This is a genomic window from Dechloromonas denitrificans (assembly GCF_001551835.1).
Lineage (GTDB): Bacteria > Pseudomonadota > Gammaproteobacteria > Burkholderiales > Rhodocyclaceae > Azonexus > Azonexus denitrificans.
This window is the reverse complement of the sequence record NZ_LODL01000021.1, coordinates 589,412-602,650: the sequence shown is the minus strand read 5'-3', so window position 1 is coordinate 602,650 and position 13,239 is coordinate 589,412. Positions and strand designations below refer to the sequence as shown.

The window sequence follows — 13,239 nt, the reverse complement described above, 5'->3', positions numbered from 1 at the left end:
CGGCGGCTTCGTCAACGATGACGTCCGAGCCCAGGTTGAAGGTCGGCCGGTCGTCGAGTGGGGTTGTGAATGGGGTCGGGCCAGGCAGAGGCGTTGGGGTACCGCTCGTGCCATCGTCAAAGATGGTGCCCAAGCCCGTGGACACTTGGCTTCCACCGACAAAACTGGCACTCAGGGTAAAAGTTTCCGAACCTTCATAAACTTTACCCGGCTCATCTGCATTGGTCGGAATACCAACATGATAAGTGGTGATGCCAGCCGGAACTGAAATCTGCCCGCCCGCCCCCACCTGCGACCACGTCTGGCCCGCGTCAAAGGAGACATACAACTGGCTGACGAAATCGACTCCGGCAGTGGCGTCAACGTCAGAACTGGCGGCGGTATTGCCCAGCGCCAGTTGCATCAGTGCAGGCACTGAATAGGCGGAGTCGAGGGTAACCGTGAAAATTGCCGGCGAGCCTTCGGCCACCGAAACATCGCCAACCGAAATATGTGGCACATAGGCCTGCGTGCTGGTGGCGACGAATACGTTACCGGCGACATCTTCGCCTGTTACGGTGGCCTCGACCACCTTGTCGCCGTCTGCGGCCAGATCGCTGCCCGGGACATCGATTGCATAGGAGCGATCGGCGTTGACGGTACCGGTAAACTGCTTGCCGTTGATCGTCAGCGTGATCAGGTCGCCCGCTTCGGCGTCACCACCGACCTTGCCGCTGACGGTAATCGTGCCACCTGCCTCCGCCGTGGTAAGAATGCTATCGGGCGTGATCGGATCGACGCTGATGGTTCCGGCAGCCTGCGTATCTATCGTCGCCTCAACCGTGGTCTTGGCTGAGTTACCGGCGGCATCGGTAGCGGTTACATCAAAGCTGACCGGGCCGTCCGCCAGCGGCTTGGTCGGCGTCACTGTCCAGACACCGCTCTCGGCCACCGTGGTCGTCATGACTTCGCCGGTCGGGCTAAGCACGGTAATGGTCGCACCCGGCGTGCCGCTACCGACCAGAGTCGGCGTGTTGTCATTGGTAATGGCATCGCCCTTCAGGGCGCTATCCGAGGCCGCATCAAGACTGGCGGCGACGGCGATGGCCGTCGTGCTGCTTTGTGTGATCTGGGCTGCGCCGCCATCAATGGTCTCCAGCGGCCGGCCACGTTCAGTCGAGAACTGGAAGGCCAGCGGATCGACCGTTTCCACGACGCGCAGGAACTCGACGAAGGTATGACCTTCGTTGCCGCCGGGGCCGGCGATACCGGCTGCCGGGTCTTCCAGCAGCGCGTCGAGGTCACCGCCCGCAGTCAGGGCCTTGGCGATCTTCTCGAAACCCTTCTGGTTATTGACGACCGCACTATCGGTGGCGTCCGGTTTGACCGGTGCCGCCACTTCGGCGTCCAGTTTGGCCACTTCGCCCGGGCGGACCATCATGTCCCGCCCGTCGGCCAGGCGCAGCATGACGTGCGCCCCCTCGCCGGCAACCACGCTCTCGCCTTCGCGAATGGCATCCCCGACCTTCAGGCGACGCAGATTTCCAGCGCTGTCGCGGGCGAAGGCTTCACCACTGAGGGCGGATACTTGGGCGATGACTTGGGCTTGGGCCACGGCAATACTCCAGAGACTATTAGCAATGGCAGCAGTGTAGGGGTCTGGCCGGGGCTCGGCTATTGAACCAAAGTACAGTCTGCGAGGTGAAGCGTGAATTAATTCACACCGACAATCAGACGGTCAGGCCGTTGACCCGGACCGACAATTGCAGGCGGTCGCGCAAGCTCAGTTTCTCGAAGATCGCGCCGAGGTGTGCCTTGACCGTTCTTTCGGTAATCGAAAGCTGGCTGGCGACTTCCTTGTTGCTGGCCCCGCCGGCAACCAGACGGGCGACCTGCACTTCACGCTCGGAAAGCAATTGCGCCCAATCGTCCCGCTTTTCCTCCCGCGAGCGCTGGCCGAGTGTGCGCGCCGTGCTGCCAACCAGTTGCTGCAACAGGGACTGCCCCACCCACAAGCCGCCGTTACCGACCACTAGCGCCACCTGGCGCAGCACTTCGGGCGCGGCATGGGTATTGCAGCAGCCCGCTGCGCCGGCCTCCAGGGCCCGCATGACGATCTCATCATCAGGCTCATCACAGAGCACGACCAGCGGATAGCGCGGTGCTCCGTGAATTGCGCTGAGCACCTCATTCAGAGCATCGCCCGAACGCAGGCGACACCAGAGAATGCCAGGCTCGCCGTCCAGGATATTCGAAACTTCGCGACGCGCCAGAACCCGGGCTGCCGGCATGGCTTCCTGCCACGAGGCCAGCATTTCCGCTTCCCGATCAAAAATCCAGTGCTGCATCAGCGCTCCGTCATGGCAACGCTCTTGGCGCGCAGTACAGGTTTCAGCAAATAGGCGAGGACGCTTTTCTTGCCGGTCAGAATATCAACCTCGGCCACCATGCCGGGAATGATCGGCAGATTGGCATCGCCAAACCCCGGCTTGTTGGTACGCACCCGCACCGTATAGAAGGCATTGCCCTTGTCGTCCATCACCGTGTCGGCCCCGATATGCTCAAGCGTACCGTCCAGACCGCCGTAGATCGAGAAATCATAGGCGGTAAATTTGACGATGGCCGGCTGACCGGGACGCAGGAAGGCGATATCGCGCGGCTGGATGCGCGCTTCAAGCAACAGCGCATCCTCCAGCGGCACGATTTCGATCATATCCTTGCCGGGCTGGACGACACCGCCCACCGTATTGACCAGCAGACGCTTGACCGTCCCCTTGACCGGCGAACGGATCGACGACTGCTTGACCCGGTCCGAAAGCGCCACGCTGCCTTCGGCCAGGCTGCTCAGCTTGGCACTGGTTTCCGACAATTCCTTGCCGGCATCGTTGCGGAAAGTCAGCTCGACTTCCTCGACCTTGCGATGCGCCTCGTTGATCGCCGCCTGAATGCGGGTGATCTGGGCCGAGGCCATGTCCCGCTCGCCCCGGTAGCGCGACACGTCGCGCTCCAGACGGAGCAGTTCGACTTCGGAGACCGCCCCGGAATTGATCAGCGGCCGGGTGACGCTCAGTTCCTTAGAGGTCAGATCGTAGCCCTGTGAGGCCTGCGCCCGACGGGCCTGCGCTTCATTCAGTTCCTGCTGACGCTGCGCCAGTTGCTGGCGGGCAATCGACACCGCCGCCGTCATCTCGTCGCGCTTGGCCTCATAGAGCAGGCGCTCCTGCTCGACGATCTCGGGGGCCTCCTTGAGGACATCGGGTGGCGGCACGAAAGCCTTGGCATCGGACATCGCCTTCAGGCGGGCGGCCCTCGCCACCAGCCCGAGGTATTGCGCCCGGTTCTCCTTGACCGATGAGACGAAGCGGGTTTCATCGATCTTGACCAGCAACTGGTTGGCCTGAACGACCTCCCCTTCGCGGACCAGAATTTCGGAAACCAGGCCGCCATCGATACTTTGCAAAACCTGAACCTGCTTGGACGGGATAACCTTGCCCTCGCCCCGCGTCACCTCGTCCAACTGCGCCACCGCCGCCCACAAGACGAAAACGGCAAAGACGATACCGATCGAACGCAGCAGCACGCGGGCCCGCAACGGCTCCTGGCGCAACATGGCGAGATCGGCGTCGGTAGCAAAATCGACGACCTCGATTTCTTCCTTGTTTGGCAGCCGACCGAGCACCTTCTCGACATGCGGCGCGCTCTTTTCGGCAATCCCCTCCAGCCAGGCCTGCACTCGGCCGATCATGGTTTTCAGGCGACTCATGAAGCTCTCCCGATACGACCGCTCTGCAGCGCCTGGATGACCTGATCGCGCGGCCCGTCGGCGACGACCCGGCCGTCATCGACAACGATGACCCGGGTGGCCAGATCGAGCAGGCTGTTGCGATGCGTCACGATCAGGACGGTCTTGTGGGCGCCGGCAATCTTGAGGCGCTCCTTGAACTGCTGCTCGGAGGAAAAGTCCATCGAACTGGTCGGTTCGTCGAGCAACAGGATGGGCGGATCCATCAGGAAAGCGCGAGCAATTGCCACTCCCTGACGTTGACCGCCGGACAGGGAGTCGCCACGTTCGCCGATCATCATGTCGAAACCGTCCGGGTGACGATTGACGAAATCGGTCAAGCCGGCTGCTTCGGCGGCCGCCATCACCGCCGCGTCGTCGGCATAGGGCGCCCCGATCGCGATGTTGTCGCGCAAGGTACCGTAGAACAGTGTGGTGTCTTGGGAGACGTAACCGATGTTGCGGCGCAAATCAGCCGGGTCAAGCTGGCGCACATCGACGCCATCGACGGTGACCGCCCCGCCGGTCGGTTGGTACAGCCCGAGCAACAGCTTTTGCAGCGTCGTCTTGCCCGAACCGATGCGGCCGATGACCACGACCTTCTCGCCTTCGGCGATCCGGCAGTTCAGCCCTTTCAAAGCGGCAATGGCGCTACCGGGGTAACTGAACTGGACATCGCGAAACTCGATATTGCCCTTCAGTTCGGGGCGATGGACAAACGAGGCATCGGCCGGACGCTCGACCGGATTGGTCATGATCGTTTCCAGTGAAGCCAGTGACACCTTGGCGTTGTGATACTGCATCAGCAGGCCGACCATCTGGCCAAGCGGCGCCACGGCCCGCGAAGTCAGCATGGTGCAGGCAATCAGGCCGCCCATGCTGAGCTTGCCATCGCCGACCAGATAGACGCCGACAATGATGACCACGATATTGACCAGTTGCTGCACTTCCATCGCGCCGTTGGTCGCGGCCGCGGACAGGAAGCGCATCTGGTTGTTGACGCGCGAGACGAAGGCGACCGACTTTTCCCATTTCGACTGCATGACGCTCTCGGCGCCCTGGGTCTTGATGGTTTCCAGGGCCGACAGGCTTTCGATCAACGTCGCATTACGCAAGGCGCCGGCCCGGTAGGTCGTCTCGGACAAGGCATGCATCTTGTGCTGCAGGATGTAGGCGTAGATGACGACGAAAACCAGGGCCAGGACGACCGGAATGATCAGTTGCCAGGAAATGATGGCAATGACGAACACAAAGATCAGGGCGAACGGCAGGTCGATGAAGGCGGTCACCGAGGCTGAGGTGATGAAATCGCGCACCGTTTCAAACGAGCGCAGATTCGATGAGAAGGCACCGACCGCTGCCGGCCGCGACTCCATCCGCACACCAAGAACGCGCTCCATGATCTTGGCCGACAACTGCATGTCGATACGGGCACTGGCCAGATCGATGAAATGCCCGCGCAACAGCCGCAAGGTCATATCGACGCCGATCAGCAAAACCACCCCAAGCGCCAGCACCCACAGGGTTTCCATCGCCCGGTTGGGAATGACCCGGTCGTACACGTTCATCGAGAAGAGCGGCATGGCCAATGCCATGACATTGATCAGCAGCGCCGCCCCGAGCACATCGCGATAAACCGGCCACTGCTCGGCCAGCGCCCCCCAGAACCAGTGGCGCAGCTTGATGTCGCCGACCTGCGGCGTCCGCTTGTCGAAGCGGAAATGCGGCCGGGCAAAAATGGCGATCCCGGCATAACGCCCGGCCAGACTCGTGCGCGACAGCAGCACCGAGCCCTGACCGGTTTCCGGGAAAAGCAGGCGGGCGTTCTCGCCCGCCTCATCCCAACCGAGCAGGACACAGGCCTCTTCGCCGTCAAGCAGCAGTACGGCAGGGAGCAAAGCGGGATCGACCCGTTCCAGCGGTCGACGAACCAATTTGGCAGAAAGGCCGGCCCTGCTGGCGGCCCGCGCGAACAGCGACGGCGTCAGCGAACCATTCTCCAGCGGCAAGCCGGCGGTCAGCGCGGCGCGCGTACTCGGCCGCCCATGAATCCGGGTCAACTCCACCAGGCAATCGAGCAATGGGTCGTGATGCAAAAGATCTTCCCGCACCCCGGATTTACCGACTTCAATTGTCCCGCTCATTGCTTCACTCATGGCCTTGTTGTCCCGCAATCGAGCAGGATTCTATCTCCCTCCAACGGGAGTGGTTTAAAGAAATGTAAAAAAAGCGGCCTCGGCCGCCTTTTTTACCCAAAAGCCAGCAAGTCAGGCCATCAACGGGACGATTAGCAGCGCCACCAGATTGATGATCTTGATCAGCGGATTGACCGCCGGCCCCGCCGTATCCTTGTAGGGATCACCCACGGTGTCCCCAGTCACCGCCGCCTTGTGTGCATCGGAGCCTTTTCCACCAAAATGGCCGTCTTCGATATATTTCTTGGCATTATCCCAAGCGCCGCCGCCCGTCGTCATCGAGATGGCGACGAACAAGCCGGTGACGATTGTGCCGACCAGCAGGCCGCCCAGCGCCTGCGGACCGAGGACCAGGCCGACGACGATCGGCACGGCGACCGGCAGGATGGACGGAATCATCATTTCCTTGATCGCCGCCACGGTCAGCATATCGACGGCCCGCGAATAATCCGGCTTGGCCGTGCCTTCCATGATGCCAGGGATTTCCTTGAACTGACGGCGAACCTCCATGACCACCGCGCCTGCCGAGCGACCGACCGCCTCCATCGCCATGGCACCGAACAGATAGGGAATCAGGCCGCCGATGAACAGGCCGATGATCACCATATGATTCGAAAGATCGAAGGTGATCCCTTTCAAGCCGGCCGCTTCCAGGCCATGCGTGTAGTCGGCAAAGAGGACCAGCGCCGCCAGACCGGCCGAGCCGATGGCGTAGCCCTTGGTCACGGCCTTGGTCGTGTTGCCGACCGCATCGAGCGGATCGGTGACATTGCGCACCTCTTTCGGCAGTTCGGCCATTTCGGCAATACCACCAGCGTTGTCGGTGATCGGACCATAAGCATCGAGCGCGACGACGATACCGGCCATCGACAGCATGGAGGTCGCCGCAATGGCGATTCCGAACAACCCGCCCATCGCAAAAGCCGCGTAAATCGCCGCACAGACCGACAGCACCGGCCAAGCGGTCGACTTCATCGAAACACCGATACCGGCGATGATGTTGGTGGCATGGCCGGTCTGGCAGGAGGAAGCGACATGCTTGACCGGCGCGTAATCGGTCCCGGTGTAGTACTCGGTAATCCAGACCAGTGCGGCCGTCAGCAGCAAACCGACCACCGCGCAACCAAACATCGTCATGGTGTTGATGACCGAGCCATCCGGCAAGGTGGCCCCGGCCCCGATCAGCCAGGCGGTCACCGGATAGTAGGCGGCGAGCGCCAGCACGCCGGCGACAATCAGGCCGCGATAGAGCGCCGCCATGATCTTGCCGCCTTCGGTGGCCTTGACGAAATAGCAGCCGACGATCGAGGCGATGATCGACACCCCGCCCAGCGCCAGCGGGTAGAGCACCAGGTTTTCACCGAGGCCGCTCGCCGTCTTGATGATCAGCGCGGCCAGCACCATCGTCGCCACCACCGTCACGGCATAGGTTTCGAAGAGGTCGGCCGCCATGCCGGCGCAGTCGCCGACGTTATCGCCGACGTTGTCGGCGATCACCGCCGGATTGCGCGGGTCATCCTCGGGAATGCCGGCTTCAACCTTGCCAACCAGATCGGCGCCGACGTCAGCCCCCTTGGTGAAGATGCCGCCGCCGAGACGGGCGAAGATCGAAATCAGCGAAGAACCGAAAGCCAGGCCGATCAGGGGTTCGATGACATGATGCAGATCGGCACCCGGCCCGTTAACCGATTTCAGGAAGGCGAAATAGCCGGCCACCCCGAGCAGGCCGAGACCCACCACCAGCATGCCGGTAATCGCCCCACCCTTGAAGGCAACATCGAGCGCCTTGGCGATGCCGCCACGGGCGGCCTCGGCGGTCCGGACATTGGCCCGTACCGAGACGTTCATGCCGATGAAACCGGCGGCGCCGGAAAGCAGCGCACCAATCAGAAAACCGAAAGCCGTCAGCCAGCCAAGCTTGGGAATCAGACCGATCACCAGAAAGAGGACGATGCCGACCATTGCGATCGTCTTGTACTGTCGGCTCAGATAGGCCTCCGCCCCCTGCTGGATGGCCTTGGCGATCTCCTGCATGCGCTCGTTGCCGGCCGGCAACGCGAGGATCTGGCGACTGGAAATCCAGCCGTACAGGACTGCCAACACGGCGCAAGCAAGCGCCAGTAACAACGCTGTAGACATCACTTCCCCCTCTCAGTGGCTAACGAAAAATCAGATTTTGAACTCCGGCAATTTTTTCTCGACGCTCTTGTTATTCAAACGCACATAGTCGGGCAGCCCGTCGCGATACGGCGGCGGCTCTTCGCCGGCGATCAACGGCTGCAGATAGGTGCGGCAGGCATCGGTGATATGGAAACCGTCGGCCGCGATAAACTCGGCCGGCATCTTGCGTTCGACATTGGCAACATCCTTCAGCGGCGCCTCGCCGATTCGCCAGCGATACGGCGTATCGGCCAGGCGCTCGATGGTCGCCATCACCGCATTTTTGCCCTGCAGGGCGAGGTCGACCGCAGCAACGCCCAAGGCGTGCGCCTGTTCGACATCGGTCTTCGAGGCCAGATGGCGGGCTGCCCGCTGCAGGTAGTCGGCCAGCGCCCAGTGATACTTGTAGCCGAGCTTGTCCTTGATCAACTGCGCGACGATCTGGCCGACGCCGCCCAGTTGCGAGTGGCCGAAGGCGTCTTTCGTCCCGGAATCGGCAATCAGCTTGCCATCGGCATCGGACAAGCCCTCCGAAACGGCCACCGTGCAATAGCCATACTGGTCAACGCACGCCTGGACGCGCGCCAGGAAACGCGCCGGGTCGAACGGCACCTCCGGAAACAGCAGGATATGCGGCGGCTCGCCGGCATTTTCCGAAGCCAGGCCGCAGGCCGCGGTGATCCAGCCGGCATGGCGCCCCATCACTTCCAGCACGAAGATCTTGGTCGAGGTGCGCGCCATCGAGGCGACGTCGTAGCCCGCTTCGCGGATCGAGGTCGCGACATACTTGGCGACCGAACCGAAGCCCGGGCAGCAGTCGGTCAGCGGCAGGTCGTTATCGACCGTTTTCGGAACACCGACGCAAACCACCGGGTAACCCAGCTTCTCGGCGATCTGCGACACCTTCCAGGCGGTGTCCATCGAATCGTTGCCGCCGTTATAGAAGAAATAGCCGATATCGTGCGCCTTGAAGACCTCGATCAAGCGCTCGTACTGGGCGCGGTGGTCTTCCAGGCTCTTCAGCTTGTAACGGCAGGAACCGAAGGCGCCACCCGGCGTACTGCGCAGGCGGGCAATGGCCTCATCGGTTTCGAGGCTGGTGTCGATCAGGTCTTCGGTCAAGGCACCGATGATGCCGTCGCGACCGGCCAGGACTTTCCCGATATTGTCGGGATGGCGGCGTGCCTCCTGAATCAGGCCGCACGCCGTGGCGTTGATGACGGCGGTGACGCCCCCTGACTGTGCATAGAAGGCATTCCTCGCCGGCATCGTGCGCTCCTTTACTTCAAGGCGTCAAAAACGCTCTTGGTAATTGCATCGACGGAACCGACACCGGCCACCTTGCGCACCTTCGGTGCCTTGGCATCGCCCTGGGCGGCCCACTTGGTGTAGAAATCGACCAGCGGCTTGGTCTGCGAGTGATAGATATCGAGACGCTTCTTGACGGTTTCTTCCTTGTCGTCGTCGCGCTGGACCAGGTCTTCGCCGGTCACGTCATCCTTGCCTGCGACTTTCGGCGGGTTGAACTTGACGTGGTAGGTACGACCGGAAGCGAGGTGGGCACGGCGGCCGGCCATACGTTCGACGATGTCGCTGTCCGGGACGTCGATTTCGAGGACGAAATCAATCGCCACGCCGGCGTCCTTCATGGCGTCAGCTTGCGGAATGGTGCGCGGAAAACCGTCGAACAGGTAACCGTTCTTACAATCGTCCTGGGTCAGGCGATCCTTGACCATGCCGATGATGACCGCGTCCGGCACCAAGCCGCCCGCATCCATGTGCTTCTTGGCTTCCAGACCGAGGGCGGTGCCCGCCTTGACCTGGGCGCGCAGCATGTCGCCGGTGGAAATCTGCGGAATGCCAAATTCTTTGGAGATGAATGTGGCTTGCGTACCCTTGCCGGCGCCGGGCGCGCCCAACAAAATCAATTTCATGGAAAGTCCCTCGGTATATGAGTCAAAAATTCTTGTTATCGGCGTTATCTGGAGCCGTTCTCTAGGAGCGAAAAATTACTCGCTATTTCAGGCCCGGTCAAACAGTTTGCGCATCCGCTCGGCATCTTCGGGCGTGTCGACACCCGGCGCCGGCGCGGCATCGATCAGGGTCACGCTGATCCGGTAGCCATGCCAAAGGGCACGCAATTGCTCGAGCGATTCGAACTGCTCGGTGGGCGCGGCGGTCAACCCGGCGTAAGCCTTCAAAAAGCTCGCCCGGTAGGCGTAAAGCCCGACATGGCGATAGGCCGGAAAGTCGGGTGGCAGCGTTTCGCCGCCGTTTTCGCGGGCGAAGTGATCGCGCGCATAGGGAATCGGCGCCCGGGAAAAATAGGCGGCATCCCCATCGGCGCGGCAAACGACCTTGACGACATTCGGATTGAAGAAATCGGCCGCTTCGCGGATCGGGTGCGCCACCGTGGCGATATCCGCACCGCTGGCCGCCAGTTGGCGCGCCGTCTGGATGATCACTTCCGGCTCGATCAGCGGCTCGTCGCCTTGCACATTGACGATGATGGTGTCGCTGCTCCAGCCTCGCTGCTCAACGACTTCGGCCAGCCGGTCGGTGCCGGTCGGATGGTCGGCCCGCGTCATCAGGGCCGCGACTTCATGCGCCTCGGCGGCGGCCCGCACTTCCGGATGATCGGTTGCCACCCAGATTTCCTCGGCGCCGGACAAACGGGCGCGCTCGGCGACGCGCACCACCATCGGCTTGCCGCCAAGATCGAGCAGCGGCTTGGCCGGCAAGCGGGTAGAGGCATAACGAGCCGGAATGACGACCTTGAAAGCGAGGCCGGACATGCTTACTCGTCCGCGCCCAGTTGCCGCGCCTCGTCTTCGAGCATGATCGGAATGTCGTCGCGAATCGGGAAAGCCAGCTTGCAAGGTTTGCAGACCAGTTCCTTTTCGGCTTTGCGGTGTTCGAGATTGCCCTTGCAAATCGGGCAGACGAGGATATCAAGCAGCCTGGCGTCCACGGAGTTTCTCCTGAATGTGTTCAATAAGGGCCGGCGAAAGCTCGGCCTCGACGGGCAAAACCCAAGTTTCACCGGCCGTAAGACCGGCGCATTTTACTGCATCCTTCTCTGTCATCAGCAGGATGCCGTCTTTGGCAAAAGCCAGGTCGCCGGCGGTATAGGCATGGTGATCGGGAAAGGGATGGGTTTCGCAGGCGAGGCCCAGCCCTTCCAGCATCCGGAAAAATCGCCCGGGATCGCCAATCCCGGCCATTGCGTAGAGCTTTTTGCCAGCCAAAGCTGCTGCTTCGCACCAATGCTGCGGCTCGTCTAGACGGTAAAAATTCCCCGGCAGCAAGCGCATGGCGAAGCTCGGCACTGCGGCCGGCAGCCGCGCATCGGGCAAACCGTTGCAAATGACGGCGTCGACCGCAGCAATACGGCTCAGCGGTTCGCGCAGGGGACCAACCGGCAAGCGCCAGCCGTTGCCGGCGCCGCGACCATCGAAAACGGCCAGTTCGACATCGCGGCCCAGTCGGTAGTGCTGCAAACCGTCATCGCAGAGAATGATATTGACCTCCGGCTGCGCCGCCAGCAGCGCCTGAGCAGCCGCCGCCCGGTCACGGCCGACCCAGACCGGCACCCCGCTGCGCCGGGCGAGCAGGATCGGCTCATCGCCGACCTCGGCCGGCACGGCGAAAGGTGAAACGGCGCGCGGCGCCGCATTCTCACCGCCGTAGCCGCGGCTGACGATGCCGGGCCGCCAGCCTTGTTCCTTCAATTGCCGGGCCAGCCAGATGGTCAGCGGCGTCTTGCCGGCACCGCCAACGGTGATATTGCCAACCACGATGACCGGCACCGGCAGCCGTACCGGCTTGGCATGCCGACGATTCAGCGCAGCCAGCCCGGCAAACAACCAGGACAGCGGCAGCAGAAGCCACAACGCCGGCGAAAGCCGGCGTTGCTCGAACCACTGTCGCTGCAACCAGCGGGCAAACATCAACGTGGCGTCTGGGTGGCGAAGGAAATGTGCGGATAACCCGCCGTCTGCGCCGCCTGCATCACATCGACGACACTTTGGTGGGTGGCCTTGGCATCGGCATTGATGACGATGACCGGGTCCTGTTTCGCACCGGCCGCCCGGCGCAGGCCATCGGCGATGCTCTTGATGTCGGCGGCGGTCAACGGTGATTTATTGATCAAAATCTGGCCGCTGGCGGTCACTGCGACATCGATCTCGTTCGGCGGCTCGGCCTGCTTGGCGGCATCCGCCGTCGGCAGGTTGATCTCCAGCCCGGAGAACTTGGCGTAGGTCGTGGTCAGCATCAAGAAGATGATGATGACCAGCAGGACGTCGATCATGGGAATCAGGTTGATTTCCGGCTCTTCCCGGCTCCGGCCGCGCTGAAAATTCATCGCTTACTTCCGGTCGCCGTGCATGTATTCGACGAGGCGGATGGCCTGCTGCTCCATCTCGACCACCAAGCCGTCGACCAGGGCGCGGAAATGGCGCCAGAAGATCATGCTCGGGATGGCGATGACCAGACCGAAACCGGTGTTGTAGAGGGCGATGGAAATGCCGTGCGCCAGTTGCTGCGGATTCGAACCGGTTGGCGACTGCGAACCGAAAATCTCGATCATGCCGACGACGGTGCCGAACAGGCCCATCAAGGGGCTGATCGAGGCGATGGTGCCGAGCGTCGTCAGGTAGCGGTTCAGGTCGTGCGCCACCGCGCCACCGGACTCTTCGATCGACTCCTTCATGATTTCGCGCGAGGAATTGACGTTGCGCAGGCCGGCCGACAGCACGCGGCCGAGCGGCGAATGACGATCCAGTTCCTCAAGCAGCTTGTCGTTGTTGGCGCCGCGCTTGAATTCGCCGACTGCCCGTTGCAACAGACCGTGCGGCACGACCTTGGAACGGCGCAAGGCAACCAGGCGCTCGATAATCAGCGCAACCGAAATGATGGAGGCCAGCAACAACGGCCAGATCGGCCAGCCTGCAGCCTGAACAATCGCAAACACGTGGGGAATCCTCGTTGGGAAGTTAGCCTGCGATTTTGCCTCTCGCCCGACGCCTGAGCAAGCCCCAAAAAATCCGGCCTGCCGCCGCTTATCCCCAAAAGCTGTGGATAAGTCTGTGCATGACTTGTCATCAAGTGCGCTAAACCCCA

General features: G+C 62.1%; 12 protein-coding genes. All 12 read right to left on the bottom strand.

The genetic code is table 11. The features are described from left to right. On the bottom strand, positions 1 to 1,594 hold a 1,594-nt coding region (locus AT959_RS13955; RefSeq protein ID WP_205629916.1), incomplete at its 3' end, for a retention module-containing protein. Between the two features lie 115 nt (positions 1,595 to 1,709). Then, positions 1,710 to 2,327 carry a LuxR family transcriptional regulator gene (locus AT959_RS13950; protein WP_066884058.1) on the bottom strand — a complete coding sequence of 206 codons (618 nt, stop codon included), beginning with the start codon at positions 2,325 to 2,327 and terminating at the stop codon, positions 1,710 to 1,712. After that, positions 2,327 to 3,742: an HlyD family type I secretion periplasmic adaptor subunit gene (locus AT959_RS13945; RefSeq protein WP_066884056.1), complete on the bottom strand. Its 1,416-nt coding sequence runs from the start codon at positions 3,740 to 3,742 to the stop codon at positions 2,327 to 2,329. Before AT959_RS13945 ends, AT959_RS13950 begins: the two co-directional genes overlap by 1 nt. Next, positions 3,739 to 5,904: a type I secretion system permease/ATPase gene (locus AT959_RS13940; protein ID WP_240481837.1), complete on the bottom strand. Its 2,166-nt coding sequence runs from the start codon at positions 5,902 to 5,904 to the stop codon at positions 3,739 to 3,741. Before AT959_RS13940 ends, AT959_RS13945 begins: the two co-directional genes overlap by 4 nt. A 123-nt stretch (positions 5,905 to 6,027) precedes the next feature. After that, positions 6,028 to 8,094 (bottom strand): sodium-translocating pyrophosphatase, encoded by a 2,067-nt coding sequence (locus AT959_RS13935; RefSeq protein WP_066884054.1) that lies wholly within the window; start codon positions 8,092 to 8,094, stop codon positions 6,028 to 6,030. Positions 8,095 to 8,124: 30 nt separating this feature from the next. Next, positions 8,125 to 9,384 carry a 6-phosphofructokinase gene (locus AT959_RS13930; RefSeq protein WP_066884053.1) on the bottom strand — a complete coding sequence of 420 codons (1,260 nt, stop codon included), beginning with the start codon at positions 9,382 to 9,384 and terminating at the stop codon, positions 8,125 to 8,127. Positions 9,385 to 9,395: 11 nt separating this feature from the next. Next, positions 9,396 to 10,049 carry an adenylate kinase gene (adk, locus tag AT959_RS13925; protein WP_066884052.1) on the bottom strand — a complete coding sequence of 218 codons (654 nt, stop codon included), beginning with the start codon at positions 10,047 to 10,049 and terminating at the stop codon, positions 9,396 to 9,398. Positions 10,050 to 10,136: 87 nt separating this feature from the next. Then, positions 10,137 to 10,910 (bottom strand): 3-deoxy-manno-octulosonate cytidylyltransferase, encoded by a 774-nt coding sequence (gene kdsB, locus AT959_RS13920; RefSeq protein WP_066884051.1) that lies wholly within the window; start codon positions 10,908 to 10,910, stop codon positions 10,137 to 10,139. Positions 10,911 to 10,912: 2 nt separating this feature from the next. Next, on the bottom strand, positions 10,913 to 11,086 hold the full coding sequence (locus tag AT959_RS13915; RefSeq protein WP_066884049.1) for a Trm112 family protein: 174 nt from the start codon (positions 11,084 to 11,086) through the stop codon (positions 10,913 to 10,915). After that, entirely contained in the window at positions 11,067 to 12,065 is a 999-nt protein-coding gene (lpxK, locus tag AT959_RS13910; protein ID WP_066884047.1) for a tetraacyldisaccharide 4'-kinase, read from the bottom strand. The genes AT959_RS13915 and lpxK overlap by 20 nt, the downstream gene beginning before the upstream one ends. Continuing rightward, a complete protein-coding gene (locus tag AT959_RS13905) occupies positions 12,065 to 12,481 on the bottom strand; it encodes an ExbD/TolR family protein (protein WP_066884046.1) in 417 nt (138 codons plus the stop codon). The genes lpxK and AT959_RS13905 overlap by 1 nt, the downstream gene beginning before the upstream one ends. A 3-nt stretch (positions 12,482 to 12,484) precedes the next feature. After that, the gene (locus AT959_RS13900) at positions 12,485 to 13,090 is read right to left on the bottom strand and encodes a MotA/TolQ/ExbB proton channel family protein (RefSeq protein WP_066884045.1); all 606 of its coding nucleotides are present in this window, start codon (positions 13,088 to 13,090) and stop codon (positions 12,485 to 12,487) included. Positions 13,091 to 13,239: the final 149 nt, after the last annotated feature.